The sequence below is a fragment of the Mitsuaria sp. CC2 genome, assembly GCF_048957715.1.
GTDB lineage: Bacteria > Pseudomonadota > Gammaproteobacteria > Burkholderiales > Burkholderiaceae_C > Roseateles.
This window is the reverse complement of the sequence record NZ_JARVXN010000029.1, coordinates 149,608-171,063: the sequence shown is the minus strand read 5'-3', so window position 1 is coordinate 171,063 and position 21,456 is coordinate 149,608. Positions and strand designations below refer to the sequence as shown.

17 protein-coding genes are annotated in these 21,456 nt (G+C 68.9%); 5 read left to right on the top strand and 12 right to left on the bottom strand.

All coding sequences use genetic code 11. The annotated features are described in order from the left end of the window. The 3 genes from PV762_RS20420 to rsmB form a co-directional block, all read right to left on the bottom strand. Window positions 1-1,493, bottom strand: a 1,493-nt coding sequence (locus PV762_RS20420; protein WP_421036830.1) for a sensor histidine kinase, incomplete at its 3' end; no start/stop codon positions are given. Between the two features lie 56 nt (window positions 1,494-1,549). Then, the gene (locus tag PV762_RS20415) at window positions 1,550-2,164 is read right to left on the bottom strand and encodes a DUF4390 domain-containing protein (RefSeq protein ID WP_421036829.1); all 615 of its coding nucleotides are present in this window, start codon (window positions 2,162-2,164) and stop codon (window positions 1,550-1,552) included. Between the two features lie 29 nt (window positions 2,165-2,193). Continuing rightward, a complete protein-coding gene (rsmB, locus tag PV762_RS20410) occupies window positions 2,194-3,588 on the bottom strand; it encodes a 16S rRNA (cytosine(967)-C(5))-methyltransferase RsmB (RefSeq protein ID WP_421036828.1) in 1,395 nt (464 codons plus the stop codon). Between the two features lie 59 nt (window positions 3,589-3,647). On the opposite strand from rsmB, the gene folE reads away from it, so the two are divergent. Beyond that, window positions 3,648-4,367: a GTP cyclohydrolase I gene (gene folE, locus PV762_RS20405; RefSeq protein ID WP_421036827.1), complete on the top strand. Its 720-nt coding sequence runs from the start codon at window positions 3,648-3,650 to the stop codon at window positions 4,365-4,367. A gap of 22 nt (window positions 4,368-4,389) precedes the next feature. Here folE and PV762_RS20400 read toward each other — a convergent pair whose 3' ends face one another. Together PV762_RS20400 and queC are read right to left on the bottom strand one after the other, a co-directional pair. Further along, a complete protein-coding gene (locus PV762_RS20400) occupies window positions 4,390-4,950 on the bottom strand; it encodes a LemA family protein (protein WP_421036826.1) in 561 nt (186 codons plus the stop codon). A 23-nt stretch (window positions 4,951-4,973) separates the two neighbouring features. Beyond that, window positions 4,974-5,747 carry a 7-cyano-7-deazaguanine synthase QueC gene (queC, locus tag PV762_RS20395; protein ID WP_421036825.1) on the bottom strand — a complete coding sequence of 258 codons (774 nt, stop codon included), beginning with the start codon at window positions 5,745-5,747 and terminating at the stop codon, window positions 4,974-4,976. A 126-nt stretch (window positions 5,748-5,873) separates the two neighbouring features. On the opposite strand from queC, the gene PV762_RS20390 reads away from it, so the two are divergent. Continuing rightward, window positions 5,874-7,499, top strand: coding sequence for a DUF4139 domain-containing protein (locus PV762_RS20390; protein ID WP_421036824.1), 1,626 nt, complete (start codon window positions 5,874-5,876; stop codon window positions 7,497-7,499). Between the two features lie 31 nt (window positions 7,500-7,530). Here the strand turns inward: PV762_RS20390 and PV762_RS20385 are convergent, their stop codons facing one another. Continuing rightward, a complete protein-coding gene (locus tag PV762_RS20385) occupies window positions 7,531-8,805 on the bottom strand; it encodes a glutamate-5-semialdehyde dehydrogenase (protein WP_421036823.1) in 1,275 nt (424 codons plus the stop codon). Between the two features lie 225 nt (window positions 8,806-9,030). Here PV762_RS20385 and PV762_RS20380 point away from each other — a divergent pair, with 225 nt between their 5' ends. From PV762_RS20380 to PV762_RS20370, 3 genes are read left to right on the top strand one after another with little or no spacing between them, the layout of a single operon-like run. After that, entirely contained in the window at window positions 9,031-9,441 is a 411-nt protein-coding gene (locus tag PV762_RS20380; RefSeq protein WP_421036822.1) for a BlaI/MecI/CopY family transcriptional regulator, read from the top strand. Beyond that, on the top strand, window positions 9,434-11,767 hold the full coding sequence (locus tag PV762_RS20375; protein ID WP_421036821.1) for a M56 family metallopeptidase: 2,334 nt from the start codon (window positions 9,434-9,436) through the stop codon (window positions 11,765-11,767). Before PV762_RS20380 ends, PV762_RS20375 begins: the two co-directional genes overlap by 8 nt. A gap of 24 nt (window positions 11,768-11,791) precedes the next feature. Continuing rightward, a complete protein-coding gene (locus tag PV762_RS20370; RefSeq protein WP_421036820.1) occupies window positions 11,792-12,409 on the top strand; it encodes a LysE family translocator in 618 nt (205 codons plus the stop codon). Between the two features lie 127 nt (window positions 12,410-12,536). Here PV762_RS20370 and PV762_RS20365 read toward each other — a convergent pair whose 3' ends face one another. The 6 genes from PV762_RS20365 to PV762_RS20340 form a co-directional block, all read right to left on the bottom strand. After that, entirely contained in the window at window positions 12,537-15,425 is a 2,889-nt protein-coding gene (locus PV762_RS20365; protein ID WP_421036819.1) for a M16 family metallopeptidase, read from the bottom strand. Window positions 15,426-15,609: 184 nt separating this feature from the next. Beyond that, a complete protein-coding gene (locus PV762_RS20360) occupies window positions 15,610-16,470 on the bottom strand; it encodes a GNAT family N-acetyltransferase (protein ID WP_421036818.1) in 861 nt (286 codons plus the stop codon). A gap of 19 nt (window positions 16,471-16,489) precedes the next feature. After that, entirely contained in the window at window positions 16,490-17,188 is a 699-nt protein-coding gene (locus tag PV762_RS20355) for an MAE_28990/MAE_18760 family HEPN-like nuclease (protein ID WP_421036817.1), read from the bottom strand. A 10-nt stretch (window positions 17,189-17,198) separates the two neighbouring features. Beyond that, window positions 17,199-18,317 carry a DUF262 domain-containing protein gene (locus PV762_RS20350; RefSeq protein WP_421036816.1) on the bottom strand — a complete coding sequence of 373 codons (1,119 nt, stop codon included), beginning with the start codon at window positions 18,315-18,317 and terminating at the stop codon, window positions 17,199-17,201. A gap of 134 nt (window positions 18,318-18,451) precedes the next feature. Beyond that, window positions 18,452-19,420 carry an AEC family transporter gene (locus PV762_RS20345; RefSeq protein ID WP_421036815.1) on the bottom strand — a complete coding sequence of 323 codons (969 nt, stop codon included), beginning with the start codon at window positions 19,418-19,420 and terminating at the stop codon, window positions 18,452-18,454. A gap of 202 nt (window positions 19,421-19,622) precedes the next feature. Next, a complete protein-coding gene (locus PV762_RS20340; protein WP_421036814.1) occupies window positions 19,623-21,452 on the bottom strand; it encodes an ATP-binding protein in 1,830 nt (609 codons plus the stop codon). Between the last annotated feature and the right edge of the window lie 4 nt (window positions 21,453-21,456).

Genomic DNA, 21,456 nt, shown 5'->3' with positions numbered 1-21,456 from the left:
GAGCGCTGCGCCGACACGACCTCGCTGATGTCGTCGAACACCAGCAGCCGCGCATCCTGCGGCAGCAGTGCGCCCCGCACCAGCAGCGTCAATGCCGTCTTCTCGTCGAGCTGCAGCTCGAACGAATCCTGCCAGTGTTCGCGTTCGCCGGATTCCGAGCTCTGCAGCTCGAAGCGCTGCCAGATGTCCTTGCTGAAAGCCGCCAGCGCCGGCAGTTCCTCCAGCTCCCGGCCCACGTAGGCCGACAGCGGCAGCTTCAGGATGCGCGTCGCGCCGGGGTTGACGGTCTCGATGTGCCGGTCGCCGTCGAACACGATCACGCCGGCGGTCAGGTTGTCGAGGATGGTCTGCACGTGCGTGCGTGCGCGCTCCAGCTGTGTCACGCTGAGCTCGACCAGCGCCCGCGCGTCGGCCAGCTGCTGCGTCATGTCGGCGAACGATTGTGTCAGTCCGCCCAGTTCGTCGCGCGAGCGGAACACCGGTTTGGCCTTCAGGTCGCCGGTCGCGACCTCGCGCATGCCCTCAGCGAGCAGCAGCAGCGGCTGCACCAGCTGGTTGGACAGCGCCACCGCCAGCAGCAGCGCCGCGAACACCGCCAGGATCAGCACCAGCGTCAGCGTGCCCAGGTACATGCGCCGCAGGCCGTCGCGCAGCAGCGAGCGCTGCAGGTACTCCTGGTTCGCCGTCGACACGTTCAGTGCGTTGCTGATCACCTTGCCGGAGATCTGCTTGACGACCATCAGGTAGCGGTCGCTGTTGGTCAACTGCAGTGCGCTGCTCGGCAGCAGTGCCAGCGACCGGATCCTGGCCTCGCCCTGCATCGCCAGCTGTTCATCCTCCAACCCTTCGAGCCGTGACGCGATGCCGTTGCTGCGCGCCTGCGAGATCAGCGCCGCGCTGGGCCGCGCCGGGATCTCGCTCGACTCCCCGCCGGCGGACAGCACCACCTGGCCGTTCCCCGCCACCAGGGCCACGCTGCGCGCGCCGAGCTGGTCGCGCAGCCGTTCCAGCGCCAGCGGCGCCAGCGCACCGTCTTCCCAGCGTTCCGCGGCGGCGCGGGTGCGGGTCGTCTGTTCGGCGCGCAGGTTCTCCAGCGTGTCCTGGCCGAGCGCCAGACCGGCCTCCAGCGCGCTGGCCAGGCGCTGGTCGAACAGGCTCTCGATGCTCCGGTTCACGAACTGGTAGGACACCGTGTAGATGAGGAGACCTGGCACCACGCCGACGATCGCGAAGATCCCGGCGAGCTTGAGCAGCAGCCGGCTGCCGAAGCGGGCGCGTTTCACCCGCAGCGCGAGCCGCGTGCCGGCCACGCCGATGACGATGATCAGCGCGGTGGCGACGGCGACGTTCACCCAGAACAGCCAGACGTAGTGGCGTTCGAGGAAGCCGCGCTGCGCGGTCGTGCTGATGGACAGCAGGAACGCCAGCATGCCGCTGGCGCCCGCGATCGCGGTCACGGAGATCAACCACGCCAGGCGCGCCGACTTGGTCACGGGTCAGGATCCTTGCTGAATCACGGGAGATGGAAGGAGCTTCGAAGTCGGCGTGCTCAGGGTTGCGGCCGGTTCGGCGGCGGCGTGGACGGCGCCTCCAGCGTCAGTGTGAGATTGCGGTCCACGCCCAGCGCCCAGCCCTGGCTGCCGCCCAGGCCGATCTGCATCGGTCGCGGGAGCTGCGCCGTGTCCAGCTTGTAGCTGAACTCCAGGTAATAGCGGCCATCGTCCTCGATGTCCTTGGTCTCGGCGACGCGCCACCCCGACACGCCGCGCAACGACGCGATCGCCTCGCCCAGCGTGTCGAAGCTCTGGTGCAGGCCGCCGGTGCTCACGCGGTACTGGCGGGTGAGCGGCTGCCAGGTCAGTCTCCAGGTCCGCGTGGCCTGGGCGACGCGGGCGTCGCGCCAGTACCAGCGGTTGCGCAAGACCTGGACCTCGGCCACGAAGTACACCGCCACGCCCTTGAGCAGCGCGTCCTCGGCCTGCCGGGGCAGCTCGAAGCGCGTGCTGAAGCTCACCGCCAGGCCGTCCTCGACGCGTTCCGCGTTCAGCACCTGCAAGGCCACGCCCTGGGCCAGCGCCCAGCCGTGCAGCGCCAGCAGCGCACCGACCAGGGTCAGGCGCTGCCACCAGGAACGCAGCGGAACGGGACGGGATGGCGGAGACACGCGGCAGGATTCAGGGGGGAGTTCTCGGGTCAGGACTTCTGCAACAGCGCGTAATAGAAGCCGTCGGTGACGGCCGGCGCGCCGGAGGCGGAGTCCTGCGGACCATTGTCTGCGAGCGGCAGCAGATGCCCGGCCCCCTGGTCGAACTGACGCGACCGCGCATCGCCATGGCGTTGCAAAAACGCGTCGATCTGGTCCTGGCCTTCGGCCTTGAAAACAGAACAGGTCGCGTACAGCAGCCGCCCGCCCGGTCTGAGCAGCGGCCACAGCGCGTCCAGCAGCTCGGCCTGGATGCGGGCGAGCGACGGGATGTCGTCGGGCCGGCGCAACCAGCGCACGTCCGGATGCCGGCGCACGATCCCCGATGCGCTGCACGGCGCGTCCAGCAGAATGGCGTCGAACGGGCGGCCGTCCCACCAGGTGGCGGTGTCGCGAGCGTCGGCGGCGCGCACCGCGCCGACGAGATTCAAGCGTTGAAGGTTCTGGCTGACCCGCGCCAGCCGTTTGGCGTCGGCGTCCAAAGCCAGCAGATCGAGGCGGTTGCCGGCGAGTTCCTGCAGGTGGGCGGTCTTGCCGCCGGGCGCGGCGCAGGCGTCGAGCACCCGCGCGCCGTCGCCCAGCTCCGGCCATTCCTCTCCCGGGGACAGGTCTTGTGGCCGGCGTTGGCCCAGCAGCAAGGGCGCGGCCAGTTGGGCGGAGGCATCCTGGACCGAGGCATGGCCTCCGTCGAAACCGGGCAGGGCCTGGACCGGTCGTGGCTCGTCGAGGACGACCGCCTGCGGGAACAGTGGGCCGGCCGCATGCGCGGCGATGCCGGCGCCCTGCAGGCGGGCGAGATAGCCGTCGAGATCGTCGTGGGCCGGATTGACGCGCAGCGTCATCGGCGGCTTCTGCTGGTTGGCTTGAAGCAGGCCCTGCCACTCGGCGGGCCAATCGGCGCGCAGACGGTCCTGCCACCAGCGCGGGTGGTTGAAGCGGGCGATCGGGTCCGCCTCCGCGGCGGCGACGAGTGCTTCGCGCTCGCGCAGGAAGCGCCGCAGCACTGCATTGGCGAAGCCTGCGCTGTTGGGCGCGCGCTGGCGCACGGCATGTACGGCCTGATCGACCAGCGTGTGGTCGGCGTAGGCCGTCTCGCCGGGCCAGAGGAGGGCGAGCGCGGTCACCAGCAGGGCATCCACCCGTGGCGGCGGATTTTTCGGAGCAAGTGCGGCGCGCACCACCTGCGCCGCGCCGAGGCGGCGCAGCACGGTGAAGCTCAGCGCCTGGACGCCGGGGCGGATCTCGGCGGGGCAGCGTGCGAGCCACTCGGTGAGCGAGTGGCCGTCTCGCACGGCCTGGACTGCATCGGCGGCACTGGCCAACAGTCGATGGAGCGGAGGCGCGCCGCCGGAGGAGGGATTCTTGGGGGAAGAGGGGGCAGACACTGGTGGAGTTTAGTGGCGAAGGCAGCGAGTGTTTTTGGGGCCTGCGACAATCCGTCCTCATGACGAGCACCCTGATTCTGAGCCCCGACGAGCTGGCCGCGCTGCCCGCGTCGGATCGCATCCGTTACCGCCTGGTCCAGGCGGGTCGTCGCCACCATGCCAACGACAACATTGCCGAGTTCATCGAAGCTGGCGAGCTGGAGCAATTGCAGGCTGAGGTCCAGACGCGGATGCAGGCGGTGCTGCAATCGCTGGTGATCGACACTGACAGCGATCACAACACGCAGGAGACGGCCAAGCGCGTGGCGAAGATGTTTGTGAAGGAGGTCTTCGCCGGTCGTTATGCGCCGCCGCCGCCGGTGACCGAGTTTCCCAACGCCGAGCGTCTGAACGAGCTCATGATCGTCGGCCCGATCACGGTGCGCAGCGCCTGTTCGCACCACCTGTGCCCGATCATCGGCAAGGTGTGGATCGGTCTGCTGCCGAGCGAGCATTCGAATCTGATCGGCCTGTCGAAGTATGTGCGCCTGACCGAGTGGATCATGAGCCGCCCGCAGATCCAGGAGGAGGCGGTGGTGATGCTGGCCAACGAACTGCAGGACCGTGTCAAGCCTGACGGTCTTGCGATCGTGATGGATGCGGACCACTTCTGCATGCACTGGCGCGGCGTCAAGGACATGGACTCGACGATGACCAACAGCGTCATGCGCGGTTCGTTCCTGAAGGATGCGACGCTGCGTGCCGAGTTCCTCGCGCTGATGAAGCACAAGAAGGGGTGATCCCTTCAGCGGTCGTTGCGGCTCAGAGGCTGCGCGCCTCGCTGAACCCGACAAAGCTCATCAGCACGCGGGTGGGGAACTGCCGGATCGCGGCGTTGTAGGCCTCGACCGACTGGTTGAAGACCTGCCGCGAGAAGGCGCGCTGGCGGTCGATCATCTTGAGCTCGTCGACGGCGCTCGCGAGGTCCGGATCGATGCTCAGTTCCGCGTGGTGCTCCACCAGCGACACCATGCGCGTCATCGCGGCGCCATGCACGGCGGCGGCCACCGCCAGCTGCGCCACCGGGTCCGCCGCGTACGGCCGCGCGCGCACCGCCTGTGCGGCGGCCTTGGCTTCCACCTGCGCCGCGGCCAGTGCGTCGAGGCTGGCCTGCTCGCTCGGCAGCCGTTCCCGCAGCCGTTCCAGCAGCAGATCGCCATGCGCGAAGCGGCGCGTCAGCGCATCGTCCAGCTGCGCGTAGGCCTTGCCGATCTCATTGCGCAGCAGCATCACGCGGTTGTAGGCGCCGATGCTCCAGAAGACCAGCACTGCGGCCAAGCCCCACAGCCACCAGTTCAAGTGGAACCCGGTCACGTCGTTCATGGCATCGGCGGCGATCACGGGGCTCAAGGGGCGACGGCCGGGCCGGCCGTTGTCGTGCTCTTCGTGAGCTGGAACTCGTTCCAGCCCTTGGCGCGCAGCTCGCAGGCCGGGCAGTGGCCGCAACCCCAGCCCCAGGCGTGCCGGGTCTTGCGCTCGCCCAGGTAGCAGGTGTGGGTGTGCTCGATGATCAGCTCGTTGAAAGCCTCGCCGCCCAGCGACTCCGTCAGCGCCCAGGTCTGCGCCTTGGTCAGGAACATCAGCGGCGTGTCCAGCGTCATCGGCGTGTCCAGCCCCAGGCTCAGCGCGACCTGCAGCGCCTTGAGCGTGTTGTCGCGGCAGTCGGGGTAGCCGGAGAAGTCCGTCTCGCACATGCCGCCCACCAGGACCGACGCGCCGCGCCGGTAGGCCAGCGTCGCGGCGAAGGTCAGGAACAGCAGGTTGCGGCCCGGCACGAAGGTGTTGGGCAGGCCGTTGGCCTGCAGCTCGATCGCGCGTTCCTGCGTCAGCGCCGTGTCGGAGATCTGGCCGAGCAGGCTCAGGTCCAGCAGGTGGTCCTCGCCGAGCTTGGCGGCCCACTGCGGGAACTGCGCGGCGATCTGCGCGCGCACGGTCTGGCGGCAGTCGAGCTCGATGCGGTGGCGCTGGCCGTAGTCGAAGCCCAGGGTCTCGACCTCGGCGAAGCGCTCCAGCGCCCAGGCCAGGCAGGCGGTGGAATCCTGGCCGCCGGAGAACAGCACCAGCGCCTTGCGGCGCGAGGCGTGGACGGCGGGGATGGTGGCGGTGGCGGCGTCGGACATGGGGAAATGGAGGGGCGCAGGCCGGGGGACCCGCGGTTGACAGGGAATGCGGCAGGCCGGAAGTGTGCCAGCACCGTGATAGCGTCGTCGGCCACAGAGGGTGTGGACATGCAACGGGAGAGGCCGATGAAGCGATTCGGCAACGTCAACAGGGGGCGGTCCGCCGCGGTCGCGGTGGTTGTGCTGGGCGCCGCGCTGGGCGGCATGGGCGCGGCACGCGCGCAGGGCGCCAGCGCGATCAGCCAGGTGCTGCTCTATCCGGGCGGCGCTCAGGTCGAACGCACGCTGACCGCCCCGGCCGGGACCGGCGTGGCGCGGTTCGCCTGCCTGTCGCCCTACCTGGATCGCGATACCTTGCAGGCTGAGGCAGCGCCTGGCGTTTCGCTGGGCGACCTGCAGTTGGAGCTGCTGCCCGTGGAGCAGGTGCCGGAGTGTCAGCGTGTCTCTCCGCGCATCAAGGAACTTGAGCAGCAGCGCAGTGCCGTCGATGCGGAGATGGGCGGCGTCGACCTGGCGCTCAAATACCTGCGCAGCGTCACCGATCGCGACGGCAAGCCCGGGGTGGCGTTGAACGCCTCGGTCGAGTCGCTGCGGCGCAGCGGCCAGGAACTGCTGACCCGCGAGAAGGCGCTGCAGACGCGCATCGCCGAACTCGATCAGCAACTGCGCATCGCGCGCGCCGCCGAGCCGGCGGTCAGCGGTCAGGTGGGCGTCGTGCAGCTGCGGTTGTCGAGCCCGACCACCGTACCGGTGAAGCTGTCCTACCGCGTGCGCAACAGCGGCTGGACGCCGCAGTATCGCGGTCGGCTCGACACGACGAAGGGCACGCTGACTGTCGAGCGGCTGGCCCGCGTCGCCCAGGGCAGCGGCGAGGACTGGAACGACGTCCGCCTGAGGCTGTCGACCGAGCAGCCGCGGCAGGCGATCGCGCCGCGCGGGCTGCCGATCTGGCGGATCTCGATGGCGCCGCCGCCGACCGTGTCGTCCGCGGACACCCGCCGATACGCCGAGAGCCCGGCGCCCATGATGGCGATGGCCGCCGCGGCACCGGCCATGGTCATGCGGCCCGGCACGGGGCAACAGGAGCTGTCTCCGCCCGTGGTGGTGAACTTCGATGCTTCCGTCTTCCAGGGCGAGTTCGCCGCCGAATACGCGCTGCCGCAACCGGTCACGCTGCGAGGCAACGGCCAGGAGCTGTCGCTCACGCTGGGCCAGCAGACCTTGGACGCGCGCCTGATCGCGCGGGTCCAGCCGCAGATCGAGGCGCAGGCCTATCTGTTCGCCGAGGCCAAGCGGCCCGCGGGCGCGTTTCCGAACGGTCCGATGCAGCTGTATCGGGACGGCAGTCTGATCGGCAGCATCCCGTTCCGTCCGAACGACGGCACCGAGTGGACCTTGCCGTTCGGTACCGACGACTGGCTGCGTGTCGATGTCAGTCCCGAGCAGCGCGACGGAGCCGACACCGGACTCATCGCCACGCGACGGGAGCGGATCGTCACGCGTCAATGGGCGATCGAGAATCGGCGCACCCGGGCGGTCACGGTGCAGGTGCTGGAAGCCGCGCCGGTCGGCGAACACGCCGACATCCGCGTGCAGACGCAGTTCTCGCCGGCAGTGACGCAGTCGGATTGGGGCAGTCGACCCGGCGTGCAGCTGTGGGAACTGCCGTTGGAGCCGGGCAGGACGCAGCGCTTCAGCGCGGTCTACCGCATCAGCGTGCCCAAGGACGCCAACGTGCTGGGCCTGCCCTGAACGGGGCGGCGGGCGGGATCGCGGGGGCTGATCAGCCCCTGATCTCGCCCTGACCCAGCACCACCCACTTCATCGACGTCAGGCCTTCGAGGCCCACCGGGCCGCGGGCGTGGAACTTGTCGGTGGAGATGCCGATCTCGGCGCCCAGGCCGTACTCGAAGCCGTCGGCGAAGCGCGTGCTGGCGTTGACCATCACGCTGGCCGAATCGACCTCGCGCAGGAAGCGCATCGCGCTGACGTGGTTGGTCGTCAGGATCGCGTCGGTGTGGTGCGAGCCATGCCGGTTGACGTGCGCGATGGCCTCGTCGAGCGAGTCCACCACCTTGATGCTGATGATGGGCGCGAGGTACTCGGTGTCCCAGTCCTCGGGCGTCGCGGGCTTGAGCAGGTCGCGCGGTACCGCTTCCAGCAGCGCGAGCGTGCGCTCGCAGCCGCGCATCTCCACGCCCTTGGCCGCGAACACCATGCCGATGCGCGGCAGGAAGTCCGCCGCCTGCTTCGCATGGACCAGCAGCGACTCGGTCGCGTTGCAGGGGCTGTACTTCTGCGTCTTCGCGTTGTCGACGACGGTCACCGCCAGGTCCAGGTCGACCTCGGCGTCGACGTAGCTGTGGCAGTTGCCGTCCAGGTGCTTGATCACCGGCACGCGCGCCTCGCGGCTGATGCGCTCGATCAGGCCCTTGCCGCCGCGCGGGATGATGACGTCGACGTAGGCGGGCATCGCGATCAGCAGGCCCACCGCGGCGCGGTCGGTCGTGTTGATCAGCTGCACCGCGTCGCGCGGCAGGCCGGCTTCCTCGAGGCTGTCCGCCACCAGCGCCGCGAGCGCCAGATTGCTGTGCAGCGCCTCGGAGCCGCCGCGCAGGATGCAGGCGTTGCCGCTCTTGATCGCCAGCGAGGCGGCCTCGATGGTCACGTTGGGACGGCTCTCGTAGATCATGCCGAACACGCCCAGCGGCACGCGCATCTGGCCGACGCTGATGCCGGTCGGGCGGCGTTTCATGCCGGTGATCTCGCCGATGGGGTCCGGCATCGCGGCGATCTGGTCGCAGCCTTCGGCGACCGTGGCCAGCACCTTCGCGGTCAGACGCAGACGGTCGACCATCGGCGCTTCCAGGCCGGACGCAGTGGCCGCGGCGAGGTCGCGTTCGTTCTCGGTCGCGAGCGCGGGGCCGGCCTCGCGCAAGCGGCGGGCGAGGGCCTGCAGGGCGAGGTTGCGTGCGGCGGTCGGGGCCGCGGCCATCAGCGTCGCGGCCGCGCGGGCCGCCTCGCCGACGCCGGTCATGTAGGCGCTGAGGTCGGTCATAGGTCTTGGATTCTGACCGATGCCCTGCTTCGACCGTCGCGCCGGGGCCATCGAAAGCCGCAAGGAGAGCCTTCGCGGTGTCGACGACGAGCCAAGGCACTGACACGACGATGGAAGTGCGGAAGCCTGGGTCGAGGGTTTGTCCCAGGAACCCGGCCCTTGCGGTGGAGGTGTTTGATCTTCTACAGTTGTAGTACGACAGGTGTAGAGATACGGAATCCGATCATGGACGAGGTCATCAACGACGACGGCAAGGGCGATGTGTCGCTCAGCGAACTGCAGCTGGCGCTGATGCGCGTGCTGTGGACGCGCGGGCAGGCCAGCACCGCCGAGGTGGCGGAAGCGCTGCGCGACCAGCAGCGCCCGCTCGCGCACACGACCGTGGCGACCTTGCTGACGCGCCTGGAGAAGCGCGGCCTGATCGCCAGCGAACGCGACGGTCGCGCGCTGGTCTACCGCGCCGCGGTGAGCGAGCCGGAAGTGCAGCGCTCGATGGTCTCGGGCCTGTTGAGCACGCTCTTCGGCGGCAAGCCCGAGGCGCTGCTGAGCCATCTCGTCGCGGAAGGCGGACTCGGCGACGACGACCTCGCCAGGATGCGTGCGCTGCTGAAGAGCAAGGGAGGCCGCCATGATTGAAGCCCTGACCGGTTGGCTGTTGAACTACCTGCTGCACAGCACGGTGATGCTGGGCGGCGTCTGGGCGCTGGAGCGCGCCGGCTGGCTGAAGCACCCCGCGTGGCGCGAAGCCTTCTGGCGCGCCGCCTTCTTCGGCGCGGTGCTCACGGCGAGCGTGCAACCGTTGACGCAGGTCACGCGGGTGGCGTTGCCGGAACTCTGGGCACCTGTGTCCGAACAGGGAAGGCCCACCGATGTCGCCTCGGAAACAACCGGCGAATCCTCGGCAACGCCGACAGCCGCGCCCACCTTCACGCCACGCCCGACCGAACGCCCGGCCGCCGGTCTGACCGTCGTCGCCGATCAGGCGATCGACATCGGCGACGAATCGATGCACCGGCGTCGCGAACTCCTGCGCGACGGCCTTGCCGCGATGCTGCTGTCCTGGCCGCTCGTCGCGCTGTTCGGCATCGGACTGACACTGCTGCGCTGGCTCGCCTTGCGCCGACAGGTGCGCGCGCTCCCGGTCTGCGATGACGCCGAGCTCGGCCAGGCCGCGACCGAATTGGCCGGCATCGCCGGCGTGCGCGCGCCGACGCTGCGCGTGAGTCCGCACTGGGCCAGCCCGCTGGTCGCGCCGGGCGGGCAGGTCTGCCTGCCCCGACGCTTGATGCGCACGCTCGACGGTCAGCAACGCGTCGCGGTCCTCGCGCATGAGATCGCGCACCTCCGCCGCCACGACCTCGCCTGGCGCCTGGCCGCGCGGCTGGTGTCGCAGCTCGGCTGGCTGCAGCCGCTGAACCGCCTCGCCGTGCGCCGGCTGGATCTGCTCGCCGAACTGGCCTGCGACGCCTGGGCGGCGGCCGAGGCCGGCGCGATGCCGCTGGCCGAAGGCCTCTACGTCTGCGCCCGCGACATGGCCGCCGCCACCGCCGCAGCGGAAGGCCGACGCGGCGCCCGCCCGATGCCGGTGCTGGCCAGCGCGATGGCCGCGGCCCGCTCACCGCTGATGGCCCGGATGGATGCGCTGCTCGCAGGTTCGCCGGCGGCCGGCACCACGCCCGCCCGCCGCCGCCTCGGCCGCGTGCTGATCGCCGGCGGCCTCTGCGCCGTGGCGCTGGCCGTGCCCATGCTGGTCATCGGCAAGGCCCCCCGGCTCAACGTCGACCTGAGCGGCGTCGGCGGCGCGTTCTCATCGGCCTTCAGCGGCATGAAGGTCACGCGGCAGGTCATGATCAGCAACGGCGTCGAGCGCCGCGTGAACTACTCGGGCGACCTGGCATTCAACGCCGACGAGACCGACGTCGTCTCGCTCGACGACAAGCTGTCGATCATGGAGCGCGTCGACGGCGTGACGCGCCGCATCGAGATCGCCGCCGACGGCAAGGGTGGGCAGGTGCGCCGCTTCTGGCTGGATGGCGACATGAAGCCGATCGACGCGCCGGCGCAGGCGTGGATCACGGCGCAGATCGAGCTGGTCGCGGAAAGCGCACAGGGCAGCGGACCGCGCGTGGAGCGCCTGCTGCGCCTGGGCGGCGTCGAGGCGGCGCTCGCCGACATCGGCAAGGCGCCGGAGTCGATGGCGCGCCGCAGCCGCATCGAGGCGCTGCTGGAGAGCGGTCCGCAGAGCGACGACACCGTGTCGCAGCTGATCGCGCTGTCCGGCCGGATGAAAGACGACTTCCAGCGCCGCACCGCGTTCATCGCGCTGATCCAGCACCGGACGCTGGCGCCCGCGCAGCAGCGCGACCTGCTGTCGCTGGTCCCGACGCTCAAGGGCGATTTCGACCGCCGCGAGGTGATCGTGGCGCTGTCGCCGCAACTCGCCAACGACGCGGCCGTGATGACTGCATGGCAGCAGGCGGTGCGAGGCTTCGGCGGCGACTTCGACAAGCGCACCGCGATCGTCGCGCTCATCGACGAAGACCATGAAGCGACGCCGGACCGCCTGCGCACGGCGATCGCCGCGAGCGGCATGATCGGCGGCGACTTCGATCGCCGCACCGTGCTCACCGCGGCGGCCCACCGGATGCGCGGAGACGCGGCGCCGTATGCCGCCACCTACGTCGACGCGGTAGGCGGCATCTCCGGCGACTTCGACCGCCGCACCGCGCTGACCGCGTTGATGGACGAGACCCAGGTCGACCGCGAGGTCGCGCTGCAGATCCTGCGGGCCTCGGGCGCCATGAGCGCCGGTTTCGATCGCGCCGAGCTGCTCATCGCGCTGGCGGAACACCTGCCGGCCGACCAGGAGGTGCTGTCGCAGTACCGGCAGGCGGCGCGCGGGCTGAGCACGCACGACCGGGGCCGCGTGGAGGCAGCGATCGATCATCTGACGCCGACCTGAGCGCCTCGGCGCACAATCGCCTGCATGGCACTGCACACCTGGACCCTCTACTTCCTGGCCGTGATCGGCCTGTCGCTGACGCCCGGCCCGAACAGCCTGCTCGTGCTCGCGCATGGCGCGGCGCACGGCAGCCGGCGCACCGTGTGGACGATCGCCGGCGGCGCGACCGGCTTCGCGGCGCTGATCGGCCTGTCGATGCTGGGCATCGGCGCGCTGCTGCAGACCACCGCCAGCGCGCTGCTGGTGCTCAAGGTCGTCGGCGGCGCCTACCTGATCTGGCTGGGGATCCAGCTGTGGCGCTCGCCGGCCATCCGGCTGCGTCCTGCCGAGGGCGCGTCGGCGGCACAGGGACGCGGTCGCGTGCTGTTCCGGCAGGGCCTGCTGTCGGCCGTGTCCAATCCCAAGGTGCTGCTGTTCTACGGCGCCTTCCTGCCGCAGTTCATCGATCCGCAGCGCGACCTGCTCGTCCAGTTCGTGTGGCTCGCGGCGACCTTCGTCGTCACCGAGGCGATCGTCGAGTTCCTGATCGCGAGCCTGGCCCACCGCGTGCGCCCGTGGCTGGAGCGCTCGGGCCGCGGCTTCAACCGCGTCTGCGGCACGCTCTTCGCCATGATGGGCGCCGCGCTGCCGCTGACGCGATGAGGGGATGACACGGTCCCCCCCTGGGAGACGGGGTCGCTGAGCAATCCAGCGATGCAACGACAACGGGCGCCTCGGCGCCCGTTGTCGTTGGTGCCCGCGCGAGGTCCGCGCGGTCGGGGTCAGGTCATCACGGCTTCGCGGCCGAGGCCGCCGCCGACGGCGCGGTCGCGTCGACCGGCGCGCCCTGCAGGTCGCGGATCTCCAGCGGCTTGCGACCGAAGGCTTCCAGCTGCGGCAGCACCTTCGCCTTGTCGCCGACGGCCACGACGATCAGCGCGGCCGGATCGACGTAGGTCTTCGTCGCCTTGTACGCGCTGCTCGCGTTCACTGCGCCGTACTTGCGCGGCAGCGAGGTGATGCTGTCCGCCGGCGCGCCGACCGCCCACTCGCTGGCGTAGCTCGAGGCCACGACCCGGTTGGTGTCGAACAGCCCCGGCAGCGCCAGCAGCTGCGCGTTGCGCACGCGATTCAGCTCGTCGGCGCCCATCGGCTTGGCGCGCATGCCGTCGATTTCCTTGAACATGTCGGTCAGCGCCGGTCCGGTGACGTCGGTGCGCACGCTGCCGCGGATGCCGAACAGGCCGCTGTCGCGGTTCATCGTGTAGGCCGAGTAGATGCCGTAGGTGTAGCCCTTGACCTCGCGCAGCTGCGTGTTGATGCGCGACGTGAAGAGACCGCCCATCGCGGCGTTCATGACCTTGATGTCCTCGGCGTCGGGCGTGCCGGCCTTCGGGCCCGGGGCGACGACGCTCAGCGCGGTCTGAGGCGCGTTCGGCTTGTCGACCAGGATCACGCGCGCGGCGACCGGCCGGGGCGCGGCCGCGTTCACCGGCGAGGCGGCCGAGGCCGGGCGCACCCACGCGCCGAACAGGCGCTCCGCCAGCGACTTCAGCTCGTCGGCCGAGATGTCGCCGGCGACCACCAGCGCGGCCTGGTCGGGCCGGTAATGGGTCGACCAGAACTGGCGCAGCGCGGCGGCGTCGGTGGCCTTGATCGAGGCCTCGTCGCCGATCGCGGCCACGGCCAGCGGATGGCCGTCGCCGTAGATCGCGCGGTTGGCGACGATCGCCGCCACCGCCGGCGCCTGCTCGCGCTGCTGCTGCAGCGCGGCCAGGCGCTGGTTCTGCATGCGTGCGATCTCGGCGGCATCGAAGGCCGGATGCAGCGCGACGTCCGCCATCAACGCCAGCGTCTGCGCGAAGTTGCGCTTCAGGCTGCTGGCCTCGATGCGGGCCTCGTCGCGGCCGGCGCTGGTGCTGATCGCCGCGCCCAGCGCGGCGGCCTCGTCGGCGATCTGCTGCGCGGTGCGCGTCTGCGTGCCCTGCTGCAGGATGCCGGCGGCGAAGCTCGACAGGCCGGGGCGGTCCGTCGGGTTCGCGGTCTGGCCGGCGCGCACGACCAGCGTCGCGCTCACCAGCGGCAGGCCCGGATTGGGCACGTGGATCAGCGTCAGCCCGTTCGCCAGCGTCAGCCGCTTGCCTTCCGGCAGCACCGAGGCCTTGGCCTTGCCGCCCTTGGGCTGCGTCTTGCGCCAGGCCACGTCGGGGTTCATCGATTCGCGTTCGCCCTTGGCGGCCTTCTCCGGCATCGGCGGGGTCGCCACTTCGGCGGCCAGCTTCTGCTCGCCCGGCGTCGCCAGCACGACGACGCGGGCGTCCTTCTTCAGCTGCTGCGCGACGACGTCGCGGATCTTCTCCGGCGTGATCGCCTGATAGCGCGCCAGGTCCTTGCCGATGTAGTTCGGATCGCCGGCCTGCTGGTTGTAGTAGTTGATCTGGTCCGCCAGGGCCTGGACCTTCTCCAGGCGCGCCAGCGTGCCGGTCTCGATGGCGGCGCGGGCGCGGACCATCTCTTCGGGCGTCGGCGGATTCACGGACAGCTCGGCCACGGCGTCGTCGACGACCTTCTGGATCTCGTCCAGCGACTTGCCGGGACGCGCGATCACCTCGACCGAGAACACCGAGCCCAGCGACAGCGAGTACTGCTGCACCTGCACCGACTGCGCCAGCTGCTTGTCGTAGACCAGCGTCTTGTAGAGACGGCTGGACTTGCCGCCGCCGAGCACGTGCGAGGCCAGGTCCAGTTCGGCGTCGCCCGGCTGGAACACGGCGGGGGTGTGCCAGGCGATGTCCAGGCGCGGGAGCTCGATGCGGTCGGTGACCTCGATGCGTTTCTCCTCGGTCAGCTTGGGCTGCGGCACGTTGACCGGCGGCACCGGATCGCCGGCCTTCAAGGGCCCGAAGTACTTCTGGACCAGCTGCTTGGCCTGCGCCGGATCGAAGTCGCCGGCCAGCACCAGGGTGGCGTTGTTCGGTCTGTAGTAGCTGCGGGCGAAGGCCTTGACGTCGTTCAGCTTGATCGACTGGATGTCGGCGTGCGAGCCGATCACCGTGGCGCGGTACGGATGGCCTTCCGGATAGAGCGCCTGGTACAGCGCTTCCTCGACGATGCCGTAGGGGCGGTTCTCGACCGACTGGCGGCGCTCGTTGCGGACGACGTCCTGCTGGTTGGCCAGCGAGACCGAATCGACCTCGTCGATCATGTAGCCCAGCATGTCGGACTTCAGCCACAGGCCCAGTTCGAGCTGGTTGGACGGCAGCGTGAAGAAGTAGTTCGTGCGGTCGAAGTCCGTCGAGCCGTTGGAATCGGTGCCGCCGGCGGCGTCGATGATCTTGTCGGCCGAGCCGCGCGGGATGTGGCGGGTGCCGGCGAACATCAGGTGTTCGAAGAGATGCGCGAAGCCGGTCTGGCCCGGGGCCTCGTTGCGCGGCCCGGCATGTACCCACAGGTTGAAGGCCACCAGCGGCAGGCGGTGGTCCTCGACCAGGATCACCTCGAAGCCGTTGGCCAGCTTCACCTTCTCCAGCTTCACGTTGAGCTTGCCGTCCACGGTGGTGACGGCGCTGGCGCCGGCCGCTGCCGGAGCGGCCAGCACGGCCGACGTGGCGGTGGCGCCGCCGAGGGCCGTCAGGACGGCCAGGGTGATGGCGGCGGGTGCCGCGGGCATGAATCGCATGGTGGGACGCTTCCCTTCAATGTTGGTGCAGTGCACGCTAACCAAAGCGGGGCACCGTCACAAGTGCCGGAACTCTGAAAGATCAAGGTTCGGCGAGTTGGAACCGATCGGCTCGCCGGCCTCACGTCAAGGCGCCGTCAACACGACGCCGGGGCAGCACAGTATCCGTGGCGGATGCAGCCGGTCACAGCGGACGCAGCATCAGCTGCTGATGCAGCGGCTGCGCGACGGCCCCCAGCGCGCGCAGCGCGCCGCCGCCGAGGTCCTCGCGCTGCAGCTGCGGCACGCGCAGGCGGCGCTCCGGGTACACCGCCGCGAGCGCCTGGATCAGCGCGCGGGCGTCGGCCTCGTGCGGCGCGATGAAGCTGTGCACCATCACGGTCTCGTCGGGAAGGCTGAAGACGATCTGGCCGTCCCCGGTCTGCCAGCCGTGATAGTCGACGCCATGCCGGATCGTGGCGGCCGTGACCTGTAGCGGCAGGTCGGGGATGCGGTGCTCGGCGCCTTCGAGCCAGCCCAGCAGATGCGGCATGTCGATCGCGTGGAGCGCCCCGCCGGTCGAAGGCGCGATCGTGCCGGGCTCGGCAACGAAGCCGAAGAGGTCGTGCTGCCTGCGGAACCCGCGTCCCTCATACAGGCGTCGTGCGCGCTCGTTCTGCGCGAAGACTTCCAGCTCCGCGGCACGCAGTCCGGCCGCGGCCGCGCGCGCGATGAAGTCGTCCAGCAGCGCGGGGGCGGCGCCGGTGCCGCGCGCGGCCGGGACGGCACCCATGGTCGCCAGGCGCCATCGGTCCGACACCGGGCGCGGCGCGACGAAAGCGAAGGCCAGCGGTGCGCCGGCCGTATCCAGCGCCACGCGCGACAGCGGCAGATCGACGCCCTGCCGCGCGAGGAACATCGGCCACTGCGCGAACGGGATCTGGAAGGGGCCGATCAAGTAGTCGGCAAATGCGGCGGTGAACGCGGCGTGGAGGATCTCCGGGGCGACTTCGTCGCCGCGGACGAAGGAGTGGGATTCAAAGCGAGGAGACAAACTCCGATTCATGACGTGGTTCTTCGGTTCGCTAAAGCGCTACCGATGCGCCCGGTGTATTGATTGGTCCGGCCACGAGCGGCGCTCCGGAAGGTACCTTCAAGAAAGTCTTCTGCGCGACCGCGTTCTCGATATCGGTCTTGAACCAACGGAGCATTTCCAGGATCTCGTCGACGAGCGTGTGGAAGCGCTGAGCATCGATCTGAAGGTACTCTCCATGAGCGATTCCGTTTCGAGTCGCTAGCAGTGTCTCGTCTAGAAGCGGAAAGCGCGTTGAATATTGGCTGCAATCGATGCCTAGCCAGTCGGCAATGTTCTTGAAAACCTCCGAGTTGAGGTTGGAATCTGAGCTGACGGCGGCCTTGGAAAGGCGCACGCCTTGATCTTGCTCGTCTCGTAGGAACGTGACTGCCGCAACAGCAGCGTTGGCTTTGTTGGACGCTCCCATCTGAGAAAGCGTGGTCCTCATGCCCAGTGCAACGAAGCAATCCTGCAAATCACGATTCTTATCCGCTCGGTGCGCTAAGTAGGCGATGTAAGCGTTCGCAGCCCCCTTCACGAATCCTTCCCAATGCGCATATAGCATTGCAACCCCTGCGCGCACATGAACATCAACGTTCTTGCCCTTCGCGGAAATGACGGACGACCGAAGCTCATGAACCTCTTTCAGGCGCCAAGCCATTTCGCCGTCCAGATGGACTAAAAGTTGGTCCGCTGATCGGATCTTCATGGTGTGCGGATCATCCGGCGAAGTGATCGCGACCGAACGGGAGCAGGTGCGTCAGACGCGTTGTGCCTCGAACGCCCATGCCCGAGTTGTTGACGTAGCGGGGCTCGCTCCAGAGTGAACGAACTCGCTGCGCCAACCAAGCCTCTCGTGCTTCGGGCTCCATATCCTCAATAGCCCTCCGGTTCAGAGCCACACCGAATGCGATGGCATCGAACCCGGATATCAAGAACTTTCCCGTGTGGCGCTCACCGTCCCAACGCTTGAACACATCGGGTCCTTCAGCAGATCGGAGCGTGTCGAAGACCCAGCGGAAAAGGTCGCGTTCCTCCTCCATCTCTGCCGCAGTCAAATGGGCGAGCTTGCGAGCAGCATCGTCGAGGTACTCGTTCACATCCAAGCCCCGGGCGTAGGGGTGGCGACGATAAGCAATGAAGCGCAACGCCATCTCGACATGTTGCTGCTGCCGCCTCTGAGAGTCGGTGAGCTGCACGGTTTCTCGAAAGCTCTCAATCTCGGTGAGTCGAGCCATCCACGCGAAAAATTCCGGATTGATCATCACGAGGACGCTGTTTCGCACCTCCTGTTCACTGAGCTTGGAGCCTCCCGTGTTGAGTCTTTGGAAGAGTTCGAACTTGGTGTCTTGATCGCTCTCTTTGCGGAGGATCTCCACGCGCATGCGTGCACGCTTGATCTCAAGCTGCAATGCGACGTTGAATGCTTCGTCGTCCTCGGTGCCATCTGCACCTTCCCACTTCATTCCCGCAAGCGCTGGCAGGAGGTTTGTTCCTCCGAGAACCAAGCGATCGTATGGTGCTCCCTCAGGCGTAAGTAGGTCACCAGTCAATTGAAGGACCGTCGAGATTCGTTGTAGCCCGTCGATCAGTTCCCACACTCCGTTCTCACGCTGAAAGACGAAAACCGGAGGCACGGGAATGCCGAGAAGAATGGATTCAATGAACCGGGTCTTTTGTGACTCCTCCCACCGGAAGAGGCGCTGGTAGTTCGGATCAATGACCAGTTCTTTGTTCCTGTACAGGCTGGCGATCTCTCCGAGAGACATGTCGTACCCATCGGTGACGACTTGTCGGCGCGCCGTGTTGAGTTGGCTCTGCAGATCTTGGACTGACATGGCCGAGGGCCTCTTTCGATGGGGAAGGAAGCATTCTGCCCTCGTCATGTGGAGGCCGAAAGCATGCTTGTGTCGATGGCCCGCGGGTGCATCGATTCGTGCTACACGCAGCCGAGAATGACGGGACTGATTCTCTATAGCCACGCCGGGATCGCCAGCCAGATCGGCGCCGTGGCCGCGAACAGCAGCGTGCCCAGCACGATCGCACCGGAGGCTTCGGCCTCCAGCGTGCGGTAGCGTTGCGCGAACATCATCGCGTTGGAGCCCGGCGGCAGCGCGGCCATCATCACGATGACGGCGAGCGGCATGCCCGACAGGCCGAAGCCCCAATGTGCGATGCCCAGCACCAGCGCGGGCAGCACCAGCAGCTTGAGCGCCGCCAGCCCGAGGAGTGTGCGCATCGCGCCGCGCGGCATGCCGTAGTACGACAGCGACATCCCGATCAGCACCAGGCACAGCGGCACCACCGCGCTGCCCAGCATCTGCAGCACCTCGTCGAGCACGGCGGGCAGCGGAATGCCGGTGGCGTGCCAGGCGAAGCCGCACAGCACCGGCAGCACCACCGGATGGATCACGGTGTTGCGCATGGTCATGAGGAGGGTGCGCTTCAGGCTCGCGCCGCCGCTGGCGTGGCGGGCGAGGTCCATCTCGACGAGCACGGTGGCGATGGTCAGCAGCGTCAGCGCGTGCAGGCTCACCACGGTGATGTGGACCGCCAGGCCGCTTTCGCCGAACACGCCGGCGACCAGCGGCACGCCGACCTGCAGCGTGTTGCCGAAGCTGGCGGTGATGCTGCGCACGGCGGGGGCGGCGGGGCTGTCGGGATGGCGCTTGCGCTCGTAGAAATAGACGGCGACCAGCATCAGCACCACCGGCGCGAAGAACGCGGCCACGGTGAGCCAGGGCAGTTGCGAGATCTCCACGCGCGCGGTGGTGCGGAACATCAGCGCGGGGACGAACAGGTAGAACGCGATGTTCGAGAGGATGCGGGCCGGGTCGTTCTCGCCGCCGGCCTTGCCCAGCCAGCGCATGTGCCCGACGAACCAGCCCATGCCTGCGGCGATGAAGATCGCCAGCAGCTTGTAGAACAGGACGGCAGTCATGGCGAAGCAGTATGCCGTCCGACGCGCGCCGCCCGCGCGCCGCCCGCACAGCCGCCTCCGTTCAACGTGAAGTCAACCATCGCAGCGACGACGTGCGGTCAGCGATTGCTGCTGGGGCCGGAATGGGGCTTGGGGTTCGCGGCCGCGAGGCCCCATGCCCCGGGAGAGCCCGCGCTTGGCGGATCGAAGTCTGAGGGCCGTCTCAGGACGCCAACGGCAGTTCCAGCGCGAAGCTGAAGCGGCTGCCTTCATCGGGCGAGGTCTCGACGGTGATCTCTCCGCCCATGAGCCGCACCAGCTGCTGACTGATCGCGAGTCCGAGCCCGGTCCCGCCGGTGCGGCGCGATTGGTCGGCCACCTGCTCGAACGGCTGGAAGAGCCGCTCCATCTGATCCGGCGCCATGCCGATCCCGGTGTCCGAGACGGTGAAGCGCAGCATCAGGCTGCTGGGTCCTTGCGCCACGACATCGACCGCGAGTCCGATGCGGCCGTGGTCGGTGAATTTCACCGCGTTGGACAGCAGGTTCAGCAGCACCTGCCGCAGCCGCTGCCCGTCGGCCCGCACGCGAGAGGGCAGTTGCGGGTCCAGCTGGACAGCGAAGGCCAGGCCCTTCTCCGCCGCGCGCGGCCGCATCGACTCGCTGCAGATCTCCAGGAGCGCCCGCAGGTCGAGCGGGCTCAGTTGCAGCGTCAGCTTGCCGGCCTCGATGCTGGCCACGTCCAGCAGGTCGGTGATCAGCACCAGCAGGTGTTCGCCCGATTCGCGCATGAGGCGGATGCGATGCTTCTGCGCGTCGTTGAGCGAGCTGTCCATCTGCAGCAGTTGCGCGAAGCCCAGGATCGCGTTCAGCGGGGTCCGGAACTCGTGGCTCATCGTGGCCAGGAAGCGGCTCTTGGCCTGGTTGGCCGCTTCCGCCCGCTGCTTGGCCTGCGACAGCTCCACGGTGCGTTCGGTCACCAGTTCCTCGAGATGGTCCCGATGCTGCGTCAGTTCCTGCTCCGCCAGCCGGCGCAAGGTGATGTCGCTGACCAGGCCCTCGATGCGCGGCGCGCCGTCGAGCACCAGATGCAGGCTGAGTTCGACCCAGAGGTCGCGGCCGTCGCGCGTCGTCACCAGCAGCGGCACCTGCTGCAGCAGCCGGTGGCGCTCCAGCGCGCGGGCCAGCCGGCGGTATTCGTCGCGTTCGATGCGCACCACGCGCCGCAGGGTCACGCCTTGCGCGTCCTCCGGGCGGCCCAGCCCCAGCATCTGCGCCAGCGCCTTGTTCACGCGCAGCAGCCGGCCGTGCCCATCGGCCTGGAAAATGCCTTCGGCGGCGTTCTCGAACAGGCTGCGGTAGCGCTGCTCGCTGCTGCGCAGCCCTTCGGCGAAATCGCGCAGCTTGCCGCTCATCGCGTTGAGCTGCTCGGTCAGGTCACCGATCTCGTCGGCATGCTCGGGCTCGATGTGGGCGCCGAGCTCGCCGCTCGCGACGCGCTGCGCCAGGCCGCGCAGCCGCGAGACCGGACGCTCCACCAGCCGCCGCACCAGCACATAGCTGGTCAATCCGATCGCCAGCAGCACGGTCGCCAGCAGGCTGGCCACCAGCCGGCGCGTCTCGCCGAGCGTCTGGTCGATGTGGCTGCGGGTGTAGACGAGCGACGCCCGGCCCAGCGCGCCTGCCGGGCCCTGGGCGCCGGCACGGTGGCTCAATTCGAATTCCAGCGTGATCGGCCGCACCGCCGGCGTCTGGCGGGTGCGCTGCAAGGTTTCCAGGCCCGGGGCCGCCAGCGTGATCGACTGGACCTCCGGATCCGCCATCACGGCGTCCAGCAGTTCCGACAGCGCGGCGCTGTCGAGGTTCCACACGGGCTCTGCGAAGCCTCGCGCCACCAGCTGCGCCATGCGCTGCTGGCGCTCGACCAGCGCCTCGTTGAGTTCGTGCTCGTGACGATCGACCCAGTACAGGCCGATCAAGCCCACCAGCACCGTCGCGCTGAGGCTCAGCGCGGCGACCAGCCGCGTCTGGATGCTCAGCGTCGATCGTCCCATGACC

What these genes read in the sequence shown, in the direction of transcription:
- folE (WP_421036827.1), top strand. Translation starts at nt 3,648, where the DNA reads ATGACGAGCACCCTGATTCTGAGCCCCGACGAGCTGGCCGCGCTGCCC.
- PV762_RS20400 (WP_421036826.1), bottom strand. Translation starts at nt 4,950, where the DNA reads ATGAACGACGTGACCGGGTTCCACTTGAACTGGTGGCTGTGGGGCTTG.
- queC (WP_421036825.1), bottom strand. Translation starts at nt 5,747, where the DNA reads ATGTCCGACGCCGCCACCGCCACCATCCCCGCCGTCCACGCCTCGCGC.
- PV762_RS20390 (WP_421036824.1), top strand. Translation starts at nt 5,874, where the DNA reads ATGAAGCGATTCGGCAACGTCAACAGGGGGCGGTCCGCCGCGGTCGCG.
- PV762_RS20385 (WP_421036823.1), bottom strand. Translation starts at nt 8,805, where the DNA reads ATGACCGACCTCAGCGCCTACATGACCGGCGTCGGCGAGGCGGCCCGC.
- PV762_RS20380 (WP_421036822.1), top strand. Translation starts at nt 9,031, where the DNA reads ATGGACGAGGTCATCAACGACGACGGCAAGGGCGATGTGTCGCTCAGC.
- PV762_RS20375 (WP_421036821.1), top strand. Translation starts at nt 9,434, where the DNA reads ATGATTGAAGCCCTGACCGGTTGGCTGTTGAACTACCTGCTGCACAGC.
- PV762_RS20370 (WP_421036820.1), top strand. Translation starts at nt 11,792, where the DNA reads ATGGCACTGCACACCTGGACCCTCTACTTCCTGGCCGTGATCGGCCTG.
- PV762_RS20365 (WP_421036819.1), bottom strand. Translation starts at nt 15,425, where the DNA reads ATGCGATTCATGCCCGCGGCACCCGCCGCCATCACCCTGGCCGTCCTG.
- PV762_RS20360 (WP_421036818.1), bottom strand. Translation starts at nt 16,470, where the DNA reads ATGAATCGGAGTTTGTCTCCTCGCTTTGAATCCCACTCCTTCGTCCGC.
- PV762_RS20355 (WP_421036817.1), bottom strand. Translation starts at nt 17,188, where the DNA reads ATGAAGATCCGATCAGCGGACCAACTTTTAGTCCATCTGGACGGCGAA.
- PV762_RS20350 (WP_421036816.1), bottom strand. Translation starts at nt 18,317, where the DNA reads ATGTCAGTCCAAGATCTGCAGAGCCAACTCAACACGGCGCGCCGACAA.
- PV762_RS20345 (WP_421036815.1), bottom strand. Translation starts at nt 19,420, where the DNA reads ATGACTGCCGTCCTGTTCTACAAGCTGCTGGCGATCTTCATCGCCGCA.
- PV762_RS20340 (WP_421036814.1), bottom strand. Translation starts at nt 21,452, where the DNA reads ATGGGACGATCGACGCTGAGCATCCAGACGCGGCTGGTCGCCGCGCTG.